22 protein-coding genes are annotated in these 24,362 nt (G+C 33.6%); 18 read left to right on the top strand and 4 right to left on the bottom strand.

Annotated features, from left to right (window positions below):
- Positions 1–142: 142 nt before the first annotated feature.
- From deoC to RD055328_RS01545, 8 genes are read left to right on the top strand one after another with little or no spacing between them, the layout of a single operon-like run.
- Positions 143–790, top strand: coding sequence for a deoxyribose-phosphate aldolase (gene deoC, locus RD055328_RS01580; protein WP_244087074.1), 648 nt, complete (start codon positions 143–145; stop codon positions 788–790).
- A gap of 22 nt (positions 791–812) precedes the next feature.
- Positions 813–2,003, top strand: coding sequence for a phosphopentomutase (locus tag RD055328_RS01575; protein WP_244087073.1), 1,191 nt, complete (start codon positions 813–815; stop codon positions 2,001–2,003).
- Between the two features lie 14 nt (positions 2,004–2,017).
- Positions 2,018–2,722 carry a purine-nucleoside phosphorylase gene (gene deoD, locus RD055328_RS01570; protein WP_244087072.1) on the top strand — a complete coding sequence of 235 codons (705 nt, stop codon included), beginning with the start codon at positions 2,018–2,020 and terminating at the stop codon, positions 2,720–2,722.
- 27 nt (positions 2,723–2,749) lie between these two features.
- Entirely contained in the window at positions 2,750–3,967 is a 1,218-nt protein-coding gene (locus RD055328_RS01565; protein ID WP_244087071.1) for a NupC/NupG family nucleoside CNT transporter, read from the top strand.
- Positions 3,968–3,994: 27 nt separating this feature from the next.
- On the top strand, positions 3,995–5,272 hold the full coding sequence (locus RD055328_RS01560; RefSeq protein ID WP_244087070.1) for an NCS2 family permease: 1,278 nt from the start codon (positions 3,995–3,997) through the stop codon (positions 5,270–5,272).
- 15 nt (positions 5,273–5,287) lie between these two features.
- The gene (locus RD055328_RS01555) at positions 5,288–6,232 is read left to right on the top strand and encodes a sugar-binding transcriptional regulator (RefSeq protein ID WP_244087069.1); all 945 of its coding nucleotides are present in this window, start codon (positions 5,288–5,290) and stop codon (positions 6,230–6,232) included.
- 14 nt (positions 6,233–6,246) lie between these two features.
- Positions 6,247–7,545: a pyrimidine-nucleoside phosphorylase gene (locus RD055328_RS01550; RefSeq protein WP_244087068.1), complete on the top strand. Its 1,299-nt coding sequence runs from the start codon at positions 6,247–6,249 to the stop codon at positions 7,543–7,545.
- A gap of 20 nt (positions 7,546–7,565) precedes the next feature.
- Complete coding sequence (locus RD055328_RS01545; protein WP_244087067.1) at positions 7,566–8,501, top strand: nucleoside hydrolase; 936 nt, start codon at positions 7,566–7,568, stop codon at positions 8,499–8,501.
- A 40-nt stretch (positions 8,502–8,541) separates the two neighbouring features.
- On the opposite strand, the gene RD055328_RS01540 is transcribed toward RD055328_RS01545, so the two are convergent.
- Entirely contained in the window at positions 8,542–9,351 is an 810-nt protein-coding gene (locus RD055328_RS01540) for a metallophosphoesterase (RefSeq protein WP_244087066.1), read from the bottom strand.
- A 122-nt stretch (positions 9,352–9,473) separates the two neighbouring features.
- On the opposite strand from RD055328_RS01540, the gene RD055328_RS01535 reads away from it, so the two are divergent.
- On the top strand, positions 9,474–10,058 hold the full coding sequence (locus RD055328_RS01535; RefSeq protein ID WP_244087065.1) for a peptidylprolyl isomerase: 585 nt from the start codon (positions 9,474–9,476) through the stop codon (positions 10,056–10,058).
- Between the two features lie 37 nt (positions 10,059–10,095).
- Here the strand turns inward: RD055328_RS01535 and RD055328_RS01530 are convergent, their stop codons facing one another.
- The 3 genes from RD055328_RS01530 to RD055328_RS01520 form a co-directional block, all read right to left on the bottom strand.
- Positions 10,096–11,124, bottom strand: a complete 1,029-nt coding sequence (locus RD055328_RS01530; RefSeq protein WP_244087064.1) for an aldose epimerase family protein — start codon at positions 11,122–11,124, stop codon at positions 10,096–10,098.
- Between the two features lie 84 nt (positions 11,125–11,208).
- Positions 11,209–12,477: an oligosaccharide MFS transporter gene (locus RD055328_RS01525; protein ID WP_244087063.1), complete on the bottom strand. Its 1,269-nt coding sequence runs from the start codon at positions 12,475–12,477 to the stop codon at positions 11,209–11,211.
- An 18-nt stretch (positions 12,478–12,495) separates the two neighbouring features.
- Positions 12,496–13,464, bottom strand: coding sequence for a family 43 glycosylhydrolase (locus RD055328_RS01520; protein ID WP_244087062.1), 969 nt, complete (start codon positions 13,462–13,464; stop codon positions 12,496–12,498).
- A 299-nt stretch (positions 13,465–13,763) separates the two neighbouring features.
- On the opposite strand from RD055328_RS01520, the gene RD055328_RS01515 reads away from it, so the two are divergent.
- The 9 genes from RD055328_RS01515 to RD055328_RS01475 all read left to right on the top strand — a co-directional run bounded on the left by RD055328_RS01515 (position 13,764) and on the right by RD055328_RS01475 (position 24,311).
- Positions 13,764–14,846, top strand: a complete 1,083-nt coding sequence (locus tag RD055328_RS01515; RefSeq protein ID WP_244087061.1) for a GntR family transcriptional regulator — start codon at positions 13,764–13,766, stop codon at positions 14,844–14,846.
- Positions 14,847–14,979: 133 nt separating this feature from the next.
- Entirely contained in the window at positions 14,980–16,581 is a 1,602-nt protein-coding gene (locus tag RD055328_RS01510) for a xylulokinase (protein ID WP_244087060.1), read from the top strand.
- 14 nt (positions 16,582–16,595) lie between these two features.
- Positions 16,596–17,324, top strand: coding sequence for an L-ribulose-5-phosphate 4-epimerase (locus RD055328_RS01505; RefSeq protein WP_244087059.1), 729 nt, complete (start codon positions 16,596–16,598; stop codon positions 17,322–17,324).
- A 14-nt stretch (positions 17,325–17,338) separates the two neighbouring features.
- Positions 17,339–18,763, top strand: coding sequence for an L-arabinose isomerase (gene araA, locus RD055328_RS01500; protein WP_244087058.1), 1,425 nt, complete (start codon positions 17,339–17,341; stop codon positions 18,761–18,763).
- 258 nt (positions 18,764–19,021) lie between these two features.
- The gene (locus RD055328_RS01495; RefSeq protein WP_244087057.1) at positions 19,022–20,377 is read left to right on the top strand and encodes an APC family permease; all 1,356 of its coding nucleotides are present in this window, start codon (positions 19,022–19,024) and stop codon (positions 20,375–20,377) included.
- A gap of 70 nt (positions 20,378–20,447) precedes the next feature.
- The gene (ald, locus tag RD055328_RS01490; protein ID WP_244087056.1) at positions 20,448–21,545 is read left to right on the top strand and encodes an alanine dehydrogenase; all 1,098 of its coding nucleotides are present in this window, start codon (positions 20,448–20,450) and stop codon (positions 21,543–21,545) included.
- A gap of 133 nt (positions 21,546–21,678) precedes the next feature.
- Complete coding sequence (locus tag RD055328_RS01485; RefSeq protein WP_244087055.1) at positions 21,679–22,851, top strand: MFS transporter; 1,173 nt, start codon at positions 21,679–21,681, stop codon at positions 22,849–22,851.
- A gap of 57 nt (positions 22,852–22,908) precedes the next feature.
- Positions 22,909–23,301 (top strand): OsmC family protein, encoded by a 393-nt coding sequence (locus RD055328_RS01480; RefSeq protein ID WP_244087054.1) that lies wholly within the window; start codon positions 22,909–22,911, stop codon positions 23,299–23,301.
- A 164-nt stretch (positions 23,302–23,465) separates the two neighbouring features.
- Entirely contained in the window at positions 23,466–24,311 is an 846-nt protein-coding gene (locus RD055328_RS01475; protein WP_244087053.1) for a PRD domain-containing protein, read from the top strand.
- The last annotated feature ends 51 nt before the right edge of the window (positions 24,312–24,362 follow it).

The raw sequence follows: 24,362 nt of genomic DNA, 5'->3' as shown, positions 1-24,362 counted from the left end.
AAAAAGAGAGAGTCTAATATCGAGCAATATCCAGTTTTATTTGATCCAAACTAAAAGTTTTACAAATGTTCAAATAATTATTTACAAAATGTAACATCCAAGTTAGAATGTAAGCGTTATCAAAATAAAAGGGAGAAATAACATGAACTTATCAAAATATATTGATCATACAATTTTAAACCAAGATGCAACTGAAAAGGATGTAACTAAAATCATTAATGAAGCAAAAGAATATGATTTTGCTTCTGTTTGTGTAAATCCATATTGGGTGAAAAAAGCTGCTATAGAACTAAAGAATACTGATGTGATGGTATGTACTGTAATAGGCTTCCCCTTAGGGGCAAATACAACAGCTTCAAAAGTATTTGAAGCAGAAAACGCACTAGAAAATGGTGCAGATGAACTTGATATGGTTATTAATATTGGAGAATTAAAAGCTAAAAATAATGCAGCAGTTCTAGAAGATATTAGAGCTGTTGTAGAAGCTGGCCATAATGCTGATAAGCATGTGAAAGTAATTATTGAAACATGTCTGCTAACAGATGAAGAAAAAGTAAGAGCTTGCGAGATATCAAAAGAAGCTGGTGCTGACTTTGTAAAAACATCAACAGGTTTTTCAACTGCTGGGGCAAAAGTAGAAGATGTAAAACTTATGCGCGAAACAGTTGGAAATGAAATGGGTGTGAAGGCATCTGGTGGTATTCATTCAAAAGAAGAAGCTTTAGCAATGATCGATGCTGGTGCGACTCGTTTAGGAGCAAGCGCAGGAATCAAAATAATTAACGGATAATTTTAAGAGAGGGTATATGAATATGAAATACAAAAGAATTTTTACAATTGTGTTAGATTCGGTTGGAATAGGAAGTTGCCCGGACTCAAAGAAATTCGGAGATGAAGGAGCAGATACGCTAGGTCATGTGGCGCAACATTTTGGTAAAGAACTAAAAATACCCAATCTAATTAAGTTGGGATTAGGGAATATTCGTGAAGACAATCCATTAAAAGATATTGCAGTATCCAATGATTCAATTGGATACTTTGGAAAGATGCAAGAAGTATCTGTTGGGAAAGACAGTATGGATGGTCATTGGGAAATGATGGGACTGCCAGTAAAAGAGCCACTAGGTTTTTTCCCTGATGGATTTCCACAAGAATTAATTGATAAGATTAAAAAATTCAGTAATAGAGACGTTATTGTTAATAAACCATATTCAGGAACAGATGTTATTCGTGACTATGGAGAAGAGCAACTTAAAACAGGTGCTTTAATTGTATATACTTCAGGTGATTCTGTTTTACAAATTGCTGCTAATGAAGAGATTATTCCATTAGAAGAACTATATAAGATTTGTGAATATGCTAGATCAATAACAATCGATAAACCATACAGAATTGGAAGAATTATTGCTAGACCATACATTGGTGAAAATAAAGATAATTTTGAAAGAACATCTAATCGTCATGATTATGCGCTTGAGCCAACAGGGGAAACTGATTTGAATAGACTAATTGATTCAAAAATTACAGTTCTAGCAGTTGGAAAAACAAATGATATTTTTTCTGGAAATGGTATTTCAGAAGGTGTTCATACTGTAAGTAATTTTGATGGAATGGAAAAAACTATAGAGAACCAAAAGAAAGATTTTACAGGTTTTAGTTTTACTAACTTAGTAGATTTTGATGCTAAGTTTGGTCATAGAAGAGACGTAGAAGGATTTGGGAAAGCTCTAATTGAGTTCGATGTTCAATTAGGAGAATTCTTAGAAAATATGAAAGATGATGATTTATTAATCTTATCAGCAGATCATGGGAATGATCCTGGATTTACAGGAACTGATCATACAAGAGAATACGTTCCTCTACTGGCATTCTCTCCAAGCATGAAAAAAAATGGCTCATTAGGAATTCGCACAACATTTGCAGATATGGGAGCTACTATTACAGATAATTTTAATACAGAAAAAAGAAGTACAGCTACTAGCTTTTTAAGTCAATTAAACTAAAGGTGGATAATGAGATGAGTACACATATTAATGCACAAAAGGGTGATATCGCTGAAGTAGTATTACTACCGGGAGATCCATTGAGAGCAAAATATATTGCTGAAACATTTTTAGAAGATGTTACGCAGTATAACACTGTGAGAAATGCCTTTGGCTTTACGGGGACATATAAAGGTACAAGAGTTTCTGTCCAAGGAACAGGAATGGGTATGCCCTCTATATCAATTTATGCGAACGAATTAATTCAATTCTATGGTGTAAAAAAATTAATACGTGTCGGAACTTGCGGTGGATTAGGTACCGATATTCATGTTAGAGATGTTGTAATTGCTCAAGCGGCAAGTACAGACTCTGGCATGATAACTAACACATTTGGAAGTGGTATTGCCTTTGCTCCAACGGCTGATTTTTCAATGTTACTTGATGCGTATAATTCGGCAAAAAATAACGATATACCTATTAAGGTAGGTAATATTCTTTCAGAAGATAGATTCTATAATGATGAAATTGATAGACAAAAATTAATTGATTACGGAATACTTGGATGTGAAATGGAAGCAGCAGCATTGTATTTATTGGCTGCTAAGTTCAATGTAAAAGCACTGGCAGTATTAACAATAAGTAATCACCTAATTACTGGTGAAGAAACAACGGCCGAGGAAAGAGAAAAATCGTTTAATGACATGATTTCCGTCTCATTGGAAACGGCTATAGCTTAATGCAGTAAATTAGGAGGATAAATAAATATGTTTTTGTTAATAAATATTATTGGCTTGATAGTGTTTTTACTAATTGGAGTCATTTTTTCAAAAGATAGAAAAAATATAAAATGGAAATCTGTTGGAGTTATGGTTGCTCTAAACCTACTGCTATCTTGGTTTCTAACTGATTTTTCGGTAGGTAGGAAAATAGTACTTGGCGCAGCTAATGGGTTTAATGAATTAGTTCAGATAGCATATACAGGAATAGCATTTGCTATTCCAAGCATGGTACATGTTAAACAAATGGATTTCTTTGTTAGCGTATTGCTTCCCATCTTAATGATTATTCCATTATTTGATATTTTAACTTATATAGGTGTATTACCATGGATTATCAAATGGCTTGGGAAAGGTTTAGCAAAAGTTACCGGACAGCCAAAATTTGAATCATTCTTTGCTGTAGAAATGATGTTTCTTGGAAATACAGAAGCATTGGCAATATCCGGATTACAGTTAAGGAATATGAGCAAAGAACGAAATTTAACATTAGCAATGATGTCAATGAGTTGTGTCACAGCGTCAATTGTTGGAGCATATACACAAATGATGCCAGGACAATATGTTTTGACTGCTATACCAGTAAACATTATTAATGCAATTATTGTATCAAGCATATTAAATCCGATAAAAGTGACAGCTGAAGAAGATACAATTGCCAAAATTGGGGATGCGTCAGATGAAGGAGAAACTTCAGGTAAAAGAGAACCATTCTTCTCATTTCTGGGCGATTCAATAATGGGAGCTGGGAAATTAATTTTAATAATTACAGCTAACGTAATAGCATTTGTTGCTTTAGCGGCACTAGTTGATAAGTTATTAGGACTAGTAAATCCTTGGCTAAGTTTAGAACATATTTTAGGAATAATAATGTTCCCATTTGCTTGGCTTATGGGTGTTGATACAGGAACTGCTTTTGAGTTTGCCCAGTTCATGGGAACTAAATTGGTAACAAATGAATTTGTAGTTATGGGACAAATTACAGAAACGGTACATACTTTTGCAAAACATTATCAAGCAATATTAACAGTATTCTTAACATCATTTGCAAATTTCTCAACTGTAGGAATGATTATTGGTGCATTCAAGGGAATAGTTGGTCAAGAAAAAAATGATCATATTGCAAAAAATGTTGGATACATGTTACTTGCTGGAATTTTAGTGTCACTTCTATCTGCTGCAACGGTCGGACTCTTTGTTTGGTAAAAAAGAAAAAGTTAGGATGTAATTTTGTTGTCTAGTCTAATTAATAAGTATAAGAATATAGATTTAAAAACTGAAATAATCTCGGGCTTCACTAGTTTTTTTGCAATCTCATATATCATGATAGTGAATCCAATGATTTTGTCAGATGCCGGTATTCCAATTGAGTTAAGTGTATTTGCTACTATATTTATATCAATAATAGGATGTTTATTAATGTTTTTTTGGGCAGATGCTCCAATAATTTTAACTCCAGGAATGGGAGTTAATGCATTCTTTACATATACATTAGTAGTGGGGCTTGATTTTAATTGGAAAACAGCAATCTCTGTGTCGATTGTAAGCAGTTTCATATATATTATTATTGCTTTTACTTCTTTAAGTGATATCTTAGCTAAAGCTATACCTGACACATTGAAATTAGGAATAACTGTGGGAATCGGTCTTTTTCTTGTTGAACTAGGATTGGAAAAACTGGGGTTAGTAGTTGCGGGTGATAATGGAACACTATTGTCAATGGGATCTATTACTAATCCAACAACAATTTTAGGAATATTTGGGTTATTATTAACTTTAGTATTGTTCATAAAAAATATTCCAGGTAATTTTATTATTGGAATAGGAGTTACAACTTTTGTGGCGATACTATTTCAAATAAAAGGACAGAAAACCAATATAAGTATTAATAATATAATGGAATATCCCAGTATTTTTGCTAAATTCGATTTTTCCCACTTGTTAGATTTAAAGTTCTTATTAGCGGTATTTTCTATGACTATGATTCTAGTATTTGAATCTATGGGATTATTAGAAGGAATACTTCCCAATAAGAATAAGTTCAAAAAATCTTTTCAAGTAAGTGCTGTAAGTTCCCTTTTGTCGGGAATATTTGGTACAAGCCCAACAGTGGCAGCGGCAGAAAGTGCTTCTGGTATTGAAAGTGGTGGGAAAACAGGAATTGTTGCACTAGTATCTGCAATATTATTCGCCATTTCTACCTTTATGGTGGGACTATTGAGTTATGTGCCTCAGTCAGCAATAGCACCAGTTATAATAATTACCGGCGCGTTGATGATGCAACAAATGAGATTTATAAAAATGGAAGATTTTAGTGAATGGTTTCCAGCATTTTTAATAATTGCTTTGATTCCATTAACGGGAAGCATAGCTTCGGGGATCTCATTTGGATTTATAAGCTATCCAATAGTGAAGGTTGCTAATAATGAAGCAAAAACAGTGAAACCAATAATGTGGGCTTTAGGAATTTTATTTTTGATTAATTTAATTAGTAATACTTTGTTGGTATAGTAGAGGCCAAAGCTAATGGATGATTTATTCGATAAAAAGATAAGACAAAGCATAAAAGCGGCTCATTTATATTATGAGTCGGAGTATAGTCAAGAAAAAATTGCTAAGGAGCTTAATGTATCCCGTCCGACTGTAGTTAGACTTCTTCAATATGCTAAAGAATCAGGAATAGTAAAAGTTGTTATTTCTGATCCATGTGAAAGAATACAACAATTAGAAGAGGAAATTAAAAGTAAATATAAATTAAGTAAGGTAAAAGTTGTTCCTACGCCCAATAATAATTATGACGACATAGTAAATAAGTTAGGTGAAGATGCGGCTGATTTATTAGAGAGTATTGTCGAAGATGAAGATATTATTGGAGTTAGTTGGGGACAAACAATGAATGCTGTGGCAAAGCATTTAAGGCCGCAAAGTGTAAAAAATGTAGAAATTGTAGAGCTGAAAGGGAATGTTACCTATACGACGGCTCCTATATATGCAGAAACTGTATTAATGGAATTTGGTAAGGCTTTTAATACAAGTCCATACAAATTACCGCTACCGGTAATATTTGAAAACCAAGAGACTCACGATTTAGTTCTACAAGAAAGATACATAAACTCGTTAATTAAAAAAGGTAAGGATTCTAACATAGCTTTATTCACGGTGGGAACAGTTCGTGACAAAGCATTATTATTTAAAACTGGTTATTTTACTGAAAAAGAAATTAATTATTTAAAAGAGAATTCCACAGGTGATATATGTTCTAGATTTTTCACAAGTGATGGATCTATTGCATGGCCACAACTAGATAATAGAACGGTTGCGATTCAATTAAATGATTTAAAAACTAAAAAATATTCAATCTTGATTGCAGGTGGTCAACACAAAGTTCGTCCGATTAAAGCTGCATTATCTGGAGGTTATGCTAATGTTTTAGTCATTGACGAGCAAACGGCCAAGTCAATTGTTGATTGACGGAGGTGTTTGTTATGAGAATGGTAGATATTATACAAAAGAAACGTGATAAGGAAGAACTAACCAAAGAAGAAATTGAATTTTTTGTTAAAGGATATACGGATGGAAGTATTCCTGATTATCAAGCAAGCGCATTATTAATGAGTATTTACTTTAATGATATGACTGATGATGAGAAAGCAACGTTAACGATGACAATGCTTAACTCAGGAGATAAGGTAGATTTATCAAGTATTAAGGGAATTAAAGTTGATAAGCATTCTACTGGTGGAGTTGGCGATAAAACTAGTTTGCCGTTAGCACCAATTGTTGCTACTGTAGGGATTCCGGTACCAATGATTTCTGGAAGAGGATTAGGACATACCGGTGGAACATTAGATAAATTAGAAGCTATTCCAGGATTTAAGGTTGAAATTTCCGAAGAAGAATTTATTAATCAAGTTTCTAATATTGGATTGGCTATCATTGGTGCAACAGGGAATATAGCACCGGCTGATAAAAATATCTATGCACTCAGAGATGTTACAAGTACAGTAGATTCAATTCCATTAATTGCCGGATCAATAATGAGCAAAAAAATAGCTTCAGGAACAGATGCATTGGTTTTAGATGTGAAAACAGGTTCTGGAGCATTTATGAAGTCAGAAGAGAAAGCAAAAGAATTAGCTAATGCCTTGGTTAAAATAGGTAAAAGTGTTGGCATGAATTGTATGGCAGTAATTTCTGATATGAATCAGCCATTAGGTAATACGGTCGGGAATACTTTGGAAATCGAAGAAACAATTGAGATATTAAAAGGACATGGGCCTAAAGATATAACGGAATTAGTAACCGTATTAGCTAGTCAAATGATTGTTCTGGGTGAGAAGGCTGAGTCGCTAGATGAAGCCAAAGAAATGGTTAATCAAGTAATTAGTAATGGGAAAGCTCTAGAAAAATTTAAGCAAATGATTGAAGCCCAAGGTGGAGATTCAAGAGTAATCGAAGACTATACTTTAATGCCACATGCTAAATATAAGATCGAGTTACCTTCGCTAGAGTCAGGTGAAATACAAGTAATAACAGCTGATGAAATAGGTATAGCAAGTATGTTACTTGGTGGAGGTCGACAATCAAAAGATGATACAATTGATTATGGAGTTGGAATTGAATTACATAAGAAGGTCGGAGATCAAGTTTCAGAAGGTGAAAGCCTATTAACTATATACAGTAATAGTGAATACATAGATGAAATTAAAGATCTTTTACGTCAAAACATTAAAATTGGAGAAAGTTCAACTCCGAAAGAACTAATACATGATGTTATACAATAATAGTTAAAAAGGAGATAACAATGGTCAAAAAAATAATATTGGATTGTGACCCCGGACATGATGACGCATTAGCATTGATGTTAGCATACGGTAATCCTGAAATTGAATTGATGGCAGTGACAACTGTTGCTGGTAATCAAACTTTGAAAAAAGTTACAAATAATGCTCTATCATTAGCTACTTTAATTGGTATGAAGAATGTTCCAATAGCTGCTGGTTGTGATCGACCATTAGTTAATGAAATAAAGGTTGCCGCAGATGTTCACGGAGAATCAGGAATTGATGGGACTGAATTACCAGCACCTGAAGTTCAACTGGAGGATATTAACGCGGTTGATTTAATCATTGATACTATTATGAATAATCCAGCAAACACTATTACTTTAGTACCAACAGGAGCTCTAACAAATATCGCTACTGCAGTTCGTCGTGAACCAAGAATTGTCGAACGTGTTAAAGAAGTTGTACTAATGGGTGGAGCTTACAAAGACTCTAATGCTAGTGCTGTTGCTGAATTTAACATTATTGTTGATCCTGAAGCTGCGCACATTGTGTTCAATGCTGGTTGGAAGCTAACTATGGTAGGACTAGATGTAACTCATAAGGCTTTGGCTACAGAAGATGTTATTGAAGAGCTAGAAAACATCAATACAGTTACTTCAATTAAAGTTAAAGAATTGATGTTAGCTTTCAGAGGTATGTATAAAGAAAACCAAAACTTTGATTTCCCACCTGTTCATGATCCAGTAACAATTGCTTACTTAATTGATCCAACAGTTATGGATGTGGTTAATGCACCAATTGATATTGAATTGAACGGTAAATTAACTCGTGGAATGACAGTAGTTGATTTTAGCCATGTATTGAAAGAAGAAGTTCCAACTAATGTTGGAGTGTCTTTAGACAAACAAAAATTCTGGAATTTAATATATGATGCATTACGAGTAATCGGATAATAATTAAAAAAGACCAATAGGATTTTCCTATTGGTCTTTTTTAGAATCTAATATCAAAAGATGTTACTTCAGGAACAACATTGAATCGAGCATGAATTGATGTTGTTCCAAGTCCAGTATTGACGTATAGTTTAGTGCCATCAGATAATGTATATAACCCACGAACATATTTACGAGCCAAAGTATTAGTGATTGGATGGAACGGAATCCAGATTTGTCCACCATGACTGTGTCCGGCAAGTACTAGTTGAGTATCAGTACCAACAAAATCATCAGCTACATCAGGTTCATGAGTTAGAAGAATTGAATAATCAGGGTTTCCGCAATAACTTAATGTATCACTAACGGAAGGATTACCAAGTAAAGAGTCATCAAGTCCACCAATGAAAACTTTTTTGCCATTGGTTAAAGTTAGTGTTTGACCATAGTTCTTTAAAACTTTAAATCCAGATTGGCTCATGACATAGTCATACACTCTAGAAGCACCACCGCCGTAATCATGATTACCCCAAACAGCAAATTTACCAAGGTTAGCTTTCATTTCGCCAAGTTTTTGAATGATTTCTGTTTCATGTGAGTACTTAGCATAGTTATCGAATAGGTCACCAGTGAAAACAATAATATCAGGATTCTCTGAATTAACTCTGGTAACAATCTTGTCGAGTCGATCAGAACCATAAGCTTCTGAAACTTGAATATCGGAGATTTGGACAACTTTTAGTTGTTCATTTTTTGTATCCTCACCAATTGTTACGTGATTTGTATGAACAAGAAATGGTTCAATGGCAAAAGAATAGATAGGAATAAAGATGATAATAATAACGATGAAGAATGAAATTTTTTTAAACATAAATAATTAGCTCGCTTTTTTGTAATAGAAATAACAATACAGGAATAGTTTTTTAAATCAATTGGTATTAATTAATCTTAAAAACTAATATAATGAACGAAGTCATATAAAAGGAGAAAACAATGTCATACCCACAATTAGATTTAGACAACGCAACAGGTACAAAAGTTACTATCAAAACTAATCACGGTGATATCAAGATTCAACTATTTGATGATCTTGCACCAAAAACAGTAAAGAACTTCGTTGAATTAGCAGAAAAAGGATATTACGATGGTGTAATTTTTCACCGTGTAATTCCTGAGTTCATGATTCAAGGTGGCGATCCAACTGGAACTGGTATGGGTGGCGAAAGTATCTATGGACAAGCTTTTGAAGATGAATTCTCAATGAAACTATTCAACTTGAATGGTGCATTATCAATGGCTAACGCTGGTCCTAATACTAATGGAAGTCAATTTTTCATCGTTACTGATGCACAAGTCCCAGATAATATGCTAGCTCAAATGGAACCAGCAGGTTATCCAACAGAGATTATTGAAGCTTACAAAAATGGTGGAACACCATATCTCGACCACAAACATACCGTATTCGGTCATGTGACTGAAGGATTAGATGTCACTACTGAAATTAGTAAGGTTGAACGTAATGGAATGGATAAACCAAATGAAGATGTAGTAATCAAAAATATTGAAATAGAAAAATAATAAAAAGCCTTAACTTATTAGTTGAGGCTTTTTTAAATTATTTAAAATATTTGTACTTAATGGAATATTTTTGTGATTCACCTTTAGCAAGTGCCACATTTCCAAATCCTTTATGGTTATGTGTATCAGATAAAGTTTGTGGTTCAAGTGCAATTCCCATATAAGGTTTACCATTCCCTTTGATAAGCTGCATATTTGAAGTAAATGAATTTGCAGAAAAAACAACAAGACCATTTCGTGATGAAAAGATTTTAATTTTAGAATTGCTATCATTATCTTTTAGAATAGCGATTGGTTTTTTTTCGTCTTTATTTATTTTAAAAATATCATCAAAACCTTTTTCAGTAGTATCAGACATTTCCTTGATAGCATAATCTAAGTTAATACTATTTCTGAAATCGAAGGGAGTGTTGGTGACGGCTGTCAAATTTCCCGTTGGTATTTTTTTACTGTCAACTTCTAAGTAATAATCACTATTAATTTGTAAATTATGATTTAAAATGGTGTCAGAATTTCCTAAATTGAAATAAGCATGACACGTGGGGTTGAAAAATGTGTCTTTATTTGATGTTCCTTTGTAGCAGATAGTAACGTCATTGTTATTTGACAAGATATAAGTTATTTCAATATCAATGTCACCAGGATATCCATCTTCTTTTTCGGTTATTGTACGATAGTAAGTGATTGATAAACTATCTTTACTTTCTTTTGTGTATTGATTCCAAAAAAATGTGTTAAATCCGTTTGGACCCCCATGAAGATTATTTCCTTCTTCATTGGTTGGCAACACTATATCCTGTCCGTTAAGTGGCATAGTACCATTCTTAATTCGTCCTCCAGTTCTTCCAATTGCCATATTTAAATAGAAAGGATTGAGGTAGTAATCTTTTATGTTAGGGAAATTTAATAGCAAATTCTTTCTATCATTATTATTAGGCACCAAGAATTCATGCCAGATAGCACCCATATTTAGAAAAGAAACGGAAATATTATTATCGTTTGTTAGTGTTGTTTTAATAACCTCTTTATTTTGAAAATTGTCGAATTTAGTTTTAGTGATTTTCATATTTTTTCCTTTATTAATTAGCTTTAATTGAAAAGAAGGATAGATATTTATTTATCTATCCTTCTTTTGTTTGATTATAAAAAATTATTCGGTCTTTACTTCAGAAGGTGTAGCTTCTATTTCACCAGCCTGTACAGGATCTTCTTTTTTTAAGAAAAATGCTGCAAACAATGTGATGGCGAATACAACAATACCCATAATTACATATGTATGTTGGTATCCAATAATATCGTACATTCTACCTGCAACAGATGAGAATATAAATACTGAAATTTGCTTAGCAAAGTTTGATGCTAAAGCATAAACTGTAGCGTATAGACGGATATCAAATGCTCCAGCGATGTATTTCATAATTGAAGTTAGTAGTAATGGCATTTCTAGTCCGGCAAGTAGACGGAAGAATACAACCATACCCCATGTAGGAGATAAAGCTGACCCAAGAATACGAATACATGTTAGGAATCCATAAGCAATTAAACCATTGCGAGCTCCAATTTTATTAATAATCCATGGCATTGGGAACATAAGGACAAACTCAATAGCTGTTTGTGCAGATGACATGTAACTATATACTAGAGTACCTTGTGTTGCGGAATGGAAAAAAGTTTGAAAGAAAATGATAAATTGTTGATCAAAAACATCAAATATAGCAGAAGCTCCCATATAGAATATTGCTAAGACCCAAAGATTTTTAATCTTAAACACTGACATAACAGTTTTCATATCTAGTGTTGATGAGTCATCACCAGCCGCTGCAGCATTATCCATATTAATCTTGTCACTAAAAATAAGTAATAAAGTTAAGAAAACAGCTGAAATTGAACAAATCCAGAATATTGAATTTGGTTGCCATAAGAAAATTCTACCAGCAACAAGGGCGGCAACGACACCAGCAACGGATCCACCAACACGAGAGTGTGAGTATTCAAATTTATTTGCTAGTGAGGCACGTTGCACATATTGTTCAACAACTGATACACCACCATTAAGAATGAAACTAAGGAATGCACCAGTGACAACAGCAACTAGAAATGAATTAACGTGTAGAATTGGTAAAAATAACCATTGGAAATACGGACCTATAAAAATACCGGCAATAGAAATTAATAAAATCAAATTTTTCTTAAATAATAGTTTGTCAGAAATAATTCCAAAAAATGGTTGATAAAGTAAAGAAATACCGGCCATCATTGAGAAAACTAAACCTGATTGAGTACCATTCATGTGAGCAACTTTTTCCATCCAAAGCGTTAAATATCCATTAACAACTGCCCAAATGAAAAAATAACTAAAGTGAGAAAGTGGGAATCCCCAAAAATTTTTACTTGTGCTTACTTCTTGTTTAGCATCCATAATTTTAATCCTCCCAGATTATTTATAATTATAAGGAACTGGCTTACCAAAGTTAGGTGTCCCATCATTATTCCATGTAAATGTTTGAATTTTTGTATGTCGATTTGGATCGTATAAGGGGTCACCTTTAATTTCTGTATAATCACGACAGTGATAAACAAGTATATCTGTTTTTCCATCCTCAGCTATTGTGAAGGAATTGTGACCCGGACCAAATTGATTAGTAGACAAGTCGCTTTGAAATACTGGCTTGTCCGATTTAATCCAATTATTAGCATTTAGCAAGTCTTGTGTGCTATCAATAGACAAAAGGCCCATACAGTAGTTCTCATCTGTTGCACTACCTGAATATGTAATAAAGATTTTACCGTTCCTTTTAATGACAGCAGGTCCTTCATTTACCCAGAATCCTCTAGTTTCCCATTCTGTTTCTGGTTTTGAAATCATAATAGGACTTGTCTTCAATGTCCAAGGGTTTTCCATTTCAGAAATGTATAGATTAGTATTTCCTTTGATTTCCTTGTCTTTTTGGGCCCAGACATAGTAAAGATTTTCATTGTGTTCAAATGTAGTTGCGTCTAGAGCAAAAGTATCTTTATCTGTTTTAACTTGTCCTTTTTCTACCCAGTCATCTTCTGAATGCATCGGATCAGCATTGGAACATTCAATACAAAACATTCGATGTTGGAACATACCATTTTCATCGAAATCTGTTGTTTCGGCTGCGGCGAAGTAAATGTACCATTTTCCATTTGTAAAATGGAGCTCCGGTGCCCAAATTAATTGACTCATTTCTCCAGAATCGTGTTTTCTCCAAATAGTACGTGGTGCGGCATGTGCCAAACCATTGAGTGTCTTAGCACGGCGAATCTCAATTAGATTATAAGCGGGGACTGAAGCTGTTAGATAGTAAAAGCCATCAGTATGTTTATAAATGAATGGATCGGCGCGCTGAATAATTAATGGATTAATATAAGTTTCACTCATAAGAAATTCTCCTTTTATGTAAACGTTTTCTTGTTAATGTGTATATATTAGAATTTATACGGATAAATGTCAATAGGTAATATTTATTTGTATAAATATTTAAAATATATTTTTTAATTAATATAATTAGTTGTTTATTTTATTTATGATATTAACTAGAGTATAAATATAGTAGGATGTTTATAGTATATATAACGCTGGTGAGTTGAATTGAATTGTTTTTTTGATAAAATATGTGATTATCTGTAAGAATACGTATAAACTGTTCTAAATCCTTGCCAATTCAAATGGAGATATTCATGGAAAACAAATATGAGGTTGTTGAGCACGATATTAAAGAGAAAATACTTTCCGGAGTGTACAAGGTGAATGATAGGTTACCGACAGAATCGGAGTTGATGAAAACTTATAATGTTAGTAGATATACTATTCGTCATGCTATCGGAGAATTAGAAAATGACCATTATGTATACCGAATTCAAGGTGGAGGAATGTTTGTTGATGATTGGCAAAAGATTAATGATGCACCATTAAAAAGTAAAGTGATTGGTGTTATTACAACACATATCGCAGACTATATTTTTCCTAATATTATTGCCGGTATTGATAGATACATATCAAATTCTGGTTATTCAATTCTAATAAGTAACACGCAAAATAATCCCGAAAAAGAACGTCAAAGTTTACTGAAAATGATGGACAGTGGGATTTCAGGGCTTATTGTAGAGCCTACACAAAGTGCTTTAAGTAACATCAATAAAGATATTTATATGAAGTTAAAAGATTTAGGTATACCTATTTTATTTATTAATGCTCATTATTCTGATTTGGAGATTCCATATATAGAAATGAATGATTTTGAAGGTGGGAGAATCGCTACTGATATCTTGTTTGATTATGGACATCAAAAGATTTTAGGGTTATTTAAAATAGATGATTCCCAAGGCGTTCATCGAATGAATGGGTATATAAATTCTTATCGGAATCATAGTGATTATTCTTTATTAAGTGAAATGATAATGTATCAGTCTTCAGATAATATGCACGCTATATTTAAAAGAATAGAAAATGCTTTATTAATGAATGAAAATGAACGACCTACAGCAATACTTTGTTATAACGATCAATTAGCTATACAAGTTATGGATTTGGTAAGGTCTTTATCTTTAAAGATACCAGAAGACATATCAATAATTGGGTTTGACAATTATCAGCTATCTCAGTACATATCTCCGAAACTGACAACGATTGAACATCCTAAAGAAAAAATGGGACACGATGCCGGAAAAATGATATTGGATATAATTGAAGAGAAGCAAGATTTAGATAATATAATTTATGAGCCGGAATTAATCATAAGAAACTCTGTGTTAAAAAAATAAAAGACTAATCAGATAAATTTCTGGTTAGTCTTTTTTATTTGTCCTAATAATTATTCATTCTATTGATTTATACGTATAAATATATTAAAATGAAATCGTTATAATGAAAACGCTTTAGAATTGAGGGCAAATAATGAATTTAATTAAAACGTCTCAGGCAATTGAGCAAGGAAATGTTTCCTTGGGAATTGAATTAGGATCAACAACGATTAAAACCGTACTAGTTACAGATGATTTTAATACTATCGCTTCAGGTAGCTATGTTTGGGAGAATCAATTTATTGATAATGTTTGGACGTATTCCATCGATAATGTTTGGGAAGGTATTCAAACCAGTTATTCACAATTGGCAGCAGAAGTACAAAGTAAATATCATATACCTTTAACAAAAATTAGTTCAATTGGTATTAGTGCCATGATGCACGGTTACTTAGCTTTTGATAAGAACAATGAACTGCTAGTACCATTCAGAACTTGGCGAAATAATATTACTGGATCAGCTGCAAATGAATTGACTGAAGAATTCCAATTTAATATTCCACAACGTTGGACTATTGCACATCTGTATCAGTCAATATTGAATAATGAAGAACATGTTAAGAATATTGATTTTGTGACGACACTAGCTGGATATGTACATTGGAAACTTTCTGGTGAAAAGATTCTAGGTGTTGGTGATGCATCAGGAGTTTTCCCAATTGATGAGAGTACACATAAATATTCAAAAGACATGTTAAACAAATTTTCAAGTCTTGAAAAAGTGAAAAGTTACGATTGGGATATTAAAAACATATTGCCTGATGTTTTAGACGCAGGTGAACAAGCGGGAGCATTATCCGAAAAAGGAGCTAGTTTGCTTGATATTACAGGTAATTTAACCGCTGGGAGTATTATGGCTCCTCCAGAAGGTGATGCTGGAACTGGTATGGTTGGTACCAACAGTGTACGTAAGAGAACTGGGAATATTTCAGTAGGCACTTCTGCATTTTCAATGGTGGTTCTAGAAAAACCGTTGAAAGCTGTACATCGTGATATTGACATCGTAATGACTCCAGATGGATCACCTGTAGCTATGGTTCATGTTAATAATTGTTCTTCGGATATTAATGCCTGGGCAAGTTTATTCAATGAATTTGCTACTAGATTAGGAGTTAATCTAACACCTAATAAGTTATATGAAGCATTATTTTTGGAAGCAACAAAGGCTGATCCAGATGCCGGAGGTTTAATTAATTACAGTTATCAGTCGGGTGAAAATATCACAGACATTAAATCTGGACGGCCTTTGTTTATCAGGACCCCCAATAGTAAATTCAACTTATCTAATTTCATTCAAACACAACTTTATGCAGCCTTTGCTCCGCTTAAAATAGGGATGAATATTTTGAGTGATGAAGAACAAATCAAAACTGATGTCATGATTGCACAAGGTGGCTTGTTCAAAACTCAAGTAGTGGCACAACAAGTTTTATCAAATGCCTTGAATATCCCCATTACCGTAATGGGTAATGCCGGTGAAGGTGGTCCGTGGGGAATGGCTGTTTTAGCAATGTATGCTAAAGACAATGCTAATCAAGCTTTAGATGATTACTTAGATCATAAAGTGTTTACAAATCCTGAAAGTATGACATTAAGCCCTGAAGCTAAGGGTGTTAAGGGATACGAAAAATTTGTTGAAAGATACGTGGCAGGATTACCAGTAGAAGCAGCGGCTGGCGATAATATTGAAGATTAAAAGAGGCTAATAGGATGCTTGAAGAATTAAAAAAAGAAGTATACGAAGCAAATATGCAATTACCTAGGCTTGATTTAGTAACGTTCACCTGGGGGAATGTATCAGGAATTGATCGTGAAAAAGGATTGTTTGTTATTAAACCATCTGGCGTTGACTATAAAGACTTGAAACCAAGTGATATGGTCGTGGTTAATTTAGAAGGTAATGTTGTTGAAGGTGAAATGAATCCTTCAAGTGATACACCGACACATACTTATTTATATAATCATTTTCCAAATATTGGTGGAATTACTCATACGCACTCTCCGTGGGCGGTGTCGTTTGCTGCAGCAAAAATGGATATTCCAGCTGTAAGTACAACACATGCAGACACATTCTTTGGTGATATTCCAACAGCTCCTGCCCTTTCTGATGAAGAAATAGAAGAGGCATATGAATTGAATACTGGAAAAGTTATAGTAAAAGAGTTCAAAAGGCGTGGACTAGATCCTGATGCAGTCCCCGCTGTGTTAGTAAGTCAACATGGTCCTTTTTCATGGGGAACAACTCCCGAAAAATCTGTATATAACGCTAAAGTATTAGAGGTTACAGCAGAAACAAGTTATCACGCATTACAATTAACACGTGATGAAATACACGCACCACAGTATTTATTGAACAAGCATTACTATCGTAAACACGGAGCTAATGCCTATTATGGTCAAGAAAACGCTAAATCAAAAGAACATGCAAATAGAAAATAAAAAGGAGAATTATTATGAAAAAAATGGAAGATTATGAATTTTGGTTTATTACAGGTAGTCAATCTTTATATGGTGAAGAAACTCTACGTTCAGTGAAAAAAGATGCAAAAGAAATAGTAGATAAACTAAATGCATCAAAGTCGTTGCCATATCCAGTTAAATTTAAATTAGTAGCAACTACAGCTGATAACATTACAGAGACAATGAAGGAAGTGAATTACAACGACAAAGTAGCAGGTGTCATTACTTGGATGCATACTTTCTCACCTGCTAAAAACTGGATTCGCGGAACAAAGTTACTCCAAAAGCCTCTATTACATTTGGCAACACAATTTTTGAATAATATCCCTTACGACACAATTGATTTTGATTACATGAACTTGAATCAATCAGCGCATGGTGATCGTGAATATGCATTTATCAATGCACGCTTGCGTAAGAATAATAAAATTATCTCTGGTTATTGGGGAGATACTGAAGTTCAAAAACAAATTGCCAAATGGATGGATGTTGCGGTAGCTTACAATGAATCATTTGGTATTAAAGTAGTAACTTTTGCAGACAAGATGCGTAATGTAGCTGTTACTGACGGTGATAAGGTTGAAGCTCAAATTAAGTTCGGCTGGACAGTTGATTATTGGGGTGTTGGTGATTTAGTGGAAGAAGTGAATGCTGTTTCTGACTCTGACATTGATGATAAATATGAAGAATTAAGTAAAGAATATGATTTTGTTGAAGGACAAAATTCTTCTGAAAAATTTGAACACAATACTAAATATCAAATTCGTGAATATTTTGCTATCAAAAAATTTATGGATGACCGTGGATACACTGCATTTACAACTAACTTTGAAGACTTAGTAGGGTTAGAACAACTTCCAGGACTTGCTGCACAAATGTTAATGGCTGAAGGTTATGGATTTGCTGGTGAAGGTGATTGGAAGACAGCCGCTCTTGGTCGCTTATTAAAAATTATGGCTCATAACAAACAAACGGTATTTATGGAAGACTATACGCTTGATTTACGTAAAGGACATGAAGCTATTTTGGGATCACATATGCTTGAAGTTGACCCAACTATTGCTTCAGATAAACCACGTGTAGAAGTTCATCCGCTAGATATTGGTGATAAAGATGATCCGGCACGTCTTGTGTTTACAGGTATGGAAGGTGATGCTGTTGACGTTACAATGGCTGACTATGGTGATGAGTTCAAATTGATGTCATATGATGTTACAGGGAACAAACCAGAAGCTGATACACCTCATTTACCAGTTGCTAAACAATTGTGGACTCCAAAAGAAGGTTGGAAACAAGGTGCAGAAGGCTGGTTAACTATTGGTGGCGGACATCATACAGTTCTATCATTTGTTATTGATTCAGAACAATTACAAGATTTAAGTAATATGTTCGGATTAACATATGTTGATATTAAATAATAAAAATCATTTTGAACAAAAGACACTGATTGATTCAGTGTCTTTTTTAAATTTTATTTTTCACAATCTGGAGCGAGTGTAATGGTTTGTTATTATTAGACCGAAGTAAAAGTTTGTGAATAAAATATCATAAAAAAATAATTCAAAAATTACTGTTTTAATTTAAATATGTACAGGTTATACTCGATTTAGAAATCGCTTACATTAATAGAATTATATTATTTGATTTTAGCAGTACATTGGTCAGGAGGTTTCTATATGAAACTGAAGAGTATTGACGATCTTGCTCATAATCAAAGCGAACGTCCTAAAACATTAGGTTTGTTCGACCTATCCATTATGGGCATTGGGGCAATAATTGGAACAGGTATTTTAGTATTAACGGGGATAGTTGCAGCAACGGATGCTGGTCCGGGAGTAATTTTTTCATTCATTATCGCGGCATTAGCCAGTGGATTAATCGGACTATGTTATTCGGAACTGACAACATCTATTCCTAGTTCAGGAAGTGCCTATGTTTATACATGGGTATCGATGGGACAAACATTAGCATATTTCACTGGCTGGACTATGTTAGGTGTCTACATCACAACCACGGCAACGGTAGCCAATGGATGGACGGGATACTTCACATCTTTTCTTAAAGAATTTGGAATTGTATTCCCTAAGTCATTAGCGTCTTCACCATTTGATGGTGGGATCATGAATTTACCGGCTATTATTATTGTGTTAATGATTACATTCTTATTAACACGTGGTATGAAAGAGAGTAAGACGATTAATAATATTTTGGTATTAGTCAAAATAGGAATTATTTTACTCTTTATTATCGTGGGTGCTTTCTATGTGAAGCCTAAGAATTGGCATCCATTACTTCCATTTGGAATTAGTGGAGTATTCACAGGTGCTTCTACTGTATTCTTTGCTTTTCTTGGGTTTGATGCATTAGCTACATCAGCAGAGGAGGTAAAAAATGTTCAGAAGAATTTACCAAAAGCCATCATTATTTCTTTAGCGGTTTCGACAATGATGTACATTTTGGTAAGTTTGGTAATGACAGGGGATGTTGTTTACAGTGAGTTAAATGTTCCTGAAGCTATGTCGTATGTATTGATCACCATTAACCAACCTATTGTGGCACAAGTGATTTCTGTGGGAGCGATACTTGGAATATTAGCCGTAATTTTGGCATTTATATATGCATCTTCTAATATAGCAATGGCTATGAGCCGAGGTGGATTCTTACCAAGTAATTTGTCTATTCTTAACAAAAAGACTGGTAGTCCTAATCAAGCTTTATGGTTAATAGGATTAATTGCAGCAATAGGATCGGGATTTTTGGATCTGAAAAATTTGGCAACTTTCTCAAATGTGGGATCTATCTGTGTATTTGCGTTAATTTCATTAGCGGTAATTGTTATTAGGATTAAATTCCCAGAATTGAAGAGGCCATTTAAGATTCCATTTGGATATACAATTCCAATTTTGTCGATCTTAACATGTATTTTCTTGCTTACTAATCTACCAATGACAGCTTGGTTAAATTACCTAGGTTGGTTATTGATTGGTTTAGTAATCTATGTTGCCTATTCAATAAGGCATGTTATTTACTAGTTTCAAAGTTTTATGAAATTTTATATTGATGATAAGTGATTTCTAAAAAAATATTTGGAGGGTAGTAACTATGATTATTGGTATTCCTAAAGAAATTAAAAATGAAGAAGAACGTGTTGGTAGTACACCTGCAGGTGTTTCAAACTTAGTAAAAGCAGGACATCAAGTATTAGTAGAAAAAAATGCTGGTGTTGGTTCAGGGTATCCTGATTCTGACTATGAAAATGTGGGAGCAAAAATGGTTTCTGCTGATGAAGCATGGTCAGCAGACTTAGTAATTAAGGTTAAGGAACCACTAGAATCTGAATATCATTACTTTAGAGAAGATTTGATAATCTATACTTACCTACACCTAGCAGCCGATCCAGAACTTACAAAAGCATTACTAGATGCTAAGACAACAGGAGTTGGCTATGAAACAATGGTAGGAAGAAATGGTGGATTGCCATTATTAGTTCCAATGAGTGAAATAGCTGGTCGTATGTCGGTTCAAGTAGGGGCACATTTCCTTGAACAAAACCATGGTGGTAAAGGTATCTTATTATCAGGGGTACCCGGAGTTAAACGTGGTGAAGTTGTAGTAATTGGTGGTGGTACAGTTGGTGTGAATGCCGCTAAGATTGCTGTAGGAATGGGAGCTAATGTAACTTTACTAGATATTAATGCTCAAAGACTTGCTGAAATTGAAGATATTTTTGACGGAAAAGTTCAAACATTGATGTCAAATACACATAACATCGCATCGGCTGTTAAAAAAGCTGATTTAGTAATTGGAGCTGTACTTATTCCAGGAGCTGCTGCACCTAAGTTGGTTTCTGAAGAAATGATTAAGAGTATGGAACCTGGTTCTGTTGTAGTTGATATTCCGATAGACCAAGGTGGTATTTTTGCTACATCAACAACCATCACAAGTCATGACGAACCAACATATGTTATGCATGATGTAGTTCACTACACAGTTCCTAATATTCCGGGAGCTGTGCCAAAGACAGCTACTGAAGCTCTTTCATCAGCAACAATGCCTTATGCAATTCAAATTGCAAATAAAGGATTAAAAGAAGCTGCAAAAAACAATACAATTTTGACAGGTATTAATACTTATCAAGGTGACTTAACTGAAAAAGCCGTTGCCGAAAGCTTGGAGATGGACTACAAACCATTTAATTAGAAAAAACAAAAATAAAAAAGCAGACCATTTGGTCTGCTTTTTTTATTTCTCACAACTGATTTAATGTGATTAACGAATTACTTGCAAATAGCTGTTTGTTCTATAATATTGTAGTTAATGAAAGGAGGCAGATATGAGAACATATAAATTTCAATTTGTTGTTTTAGTGTTAGTTGGATTCACGTTAGGATGTAGTGAATTTTTAATTTCAGGTATTATTAGTGATATTTCAAGATATTTTGATAAATCTATTTCTACAGTGGGATTGTTAGTAACCATATTTGCCTTTGTTTATGCTGTTAGTACTCCGTTAGTCACATTAATTGTTGGTAAATATAAATACTTTAATTCATTTATAGTAATGATGGTTCTTTATATAATTGGTAACTTAATGAGTGCTACAGCCAATACCTATATGATGCTCTTGCTATCGCGTGTTGTTACAGCTGCTGTCTCAGGTGCATTATTATCAATTGCACTGACTTATGGGAATGCGATTGCCCCACCTAAATCGCGAGCTTTCATGCTATCGTGGATATTCTCTGGATTTAGTATTGCAACTGTTGCCGGATTACCAATTGGAACATACATTGCCCATGTTGCAAATTGGCATTATTCATTCTGGGCAGTGATTGGTTTAGCAATATTTACGCTGATTTTAGGTGCATTGTCACTACCAAGAGATTTACGTGCACAAGTGGGAACTAATTCTAATAATCAATTAGCTCTAATGAAAGATCCATTAATTATTGTAGGAATTTTAATTCCAATTTTTAATGCGGGAGCAAGTAACTTATTCAACACTTTTTTAGCACCTTTGTTCACGGATGTTTTGAAATTCAGTGCTACGGAATTAAGTATCTTACTTTCAATTATTGGTTTATTATCAATTGCTAGTAGCCAAATAGCTGGTTGGTTAGCCAATCATGATGGGTTACGTAAAATCCCGTATATTTTTGTATTTCAATTTATCCTTTTCATGACTATCTATTATGTTTTTGGAAACTCATGGATTAGTTTGTTATGGATATTAGCTCTAGAACTAACATTCAACATGGTTGGTTCTTCTATCCAAATTCATTTCTTTGATGTTGCAGAAAGATCATATCCACAATCGGTTGTCTTGGCGTCATCATTGAATCCAGTGTTTTTTAACTTAGGGATTTCCCTGGGATCAGCCGGTGGAAGTATGACCGTATCTAAATACGGATTAACTTCAATTGGATTTGGTAGTGCAATTTTTGTGGTATTTGGATTTATAATATTGTTAATCTTAAATAAAATGATTAGAAAAAGTGCATCTTAATAGGGATGTGCTTTTTATATATATATAATGGCAATGAAGTGATAGGGGGTATCAAAAATGAGACCAGAATATCAAACAACTATTTTAAATGATCAAGGACTTCGTGGAATAGTCAAAGTAAGTGATGGAACTAACTTTGTTACTAGTGGTCCACATGACAATGATGATAAGAATAACCCTGAACAGCTAATTGGCGCAGCGTTAGCAACGTGTTTAGGTGCGACATTGGAATATATTGAGAAAAAAGAACAACTACCAGCTGTATCTAAAGTTGAAGTTAACGTACAACAATTCCTTGATAAGAAGGGATACAAGTTTTATATTGATGCCAAAGTAAGTATCTCAGGAGTTGATTCAAATAAGGCGCAAGAAATGCTTGATGAGGCAGAGACACGCTGTCCGGTTGCTAAACTTCTAAAAAATTCAGATACGGTAAAGATTCACCTGTAATAATGTCTTGATTTAATATAGACAAGAAATGGTTTTGATGCTAATATTATATGTGTAAAAACGTTTTCATACAGAGGATTGTTACTTTAAGTAGGCAAAACTTCGCAGGACCCGAGTAGTCGGTTTTTGTGGAGTTTTTTTATTAGAAGGGATGTGATTATAGATTGCGAATTGAGTCAGTAGTTAACAATAATGTTGTTATGACTATTGATGATGAAGATAATGAATTGATTCTAGTTGGTAAGGGGTTGGGATTCCAAGCTAAGAAAAAAGATCTTGTTGATGAATCTAAGATTCAAAAGACTTTTTATTTAAAAGACAAAGATGTCGCTTCTAAGTTCAAAAGCATATTAAATGAAGTATCAACAGAAGAATTATTGGTTGCTGATGAAATTATTCATAATGCAGAAAATATTTTGAACAAGAAGTTAAATGAGTCAATTTATATTTCGTTATCAGATCACATTCATTACTCACTCAAAAGATATCGCGATGGGGAATCACTGACTAATGCATTTGTATGGGATACCAAGAGATATTATCCAAAAGAATTTGCGATTGGTATGCAGGCCGTAGAGTTAATCAATGAACGTTTTGATATCAATATGAGTGAAGATGAGGCGGTATTTATTTCTTTTAATTTTATTAATGCAAATACTAATTTAAAGAATTCCGTCGATGTCGAGAAGTTAACAGCAATGGTTAAACAAATCGTTAGTATTGTTAGCTACAGTTTAAAAGTTCAAATTGATACTACTGATATTAATGGTTATCGTTTCATAAATCATGTTAAGTATTTTGCTCAGAGAATTCAGGGGAATATTAAAGAGAATAAAGATGATGAAGAAGATAATGAGCTATACACCATTATTAGAAGTAAGTATCAAATAGCTTGTGAAATAACAGAAAAGATCAATAAGTTTTTGGTTTCTGAATATCAATATGATATGAGTAAGAACGATAAATTATATTTTATGATTCATATTCATAAGCTAATGACAGAAAAATAATAACTTTCGAAGTTGTTACTTTAAGTAGGCAAAACTCGAAATACACTTGTT

Origin of the sequence: Companilactobacillus sp. RD055328 (genome assembly GCF_022835675.1) — a bacterium.
Taxonomy (GTDB): Bacteria; Bacillota; Bacilli; order Lactobacillales; family Lactobacillaceae; genus BQUT01.
This window is presented reverse-complemented; position numbering and strand designations above follow the sequence as displayed.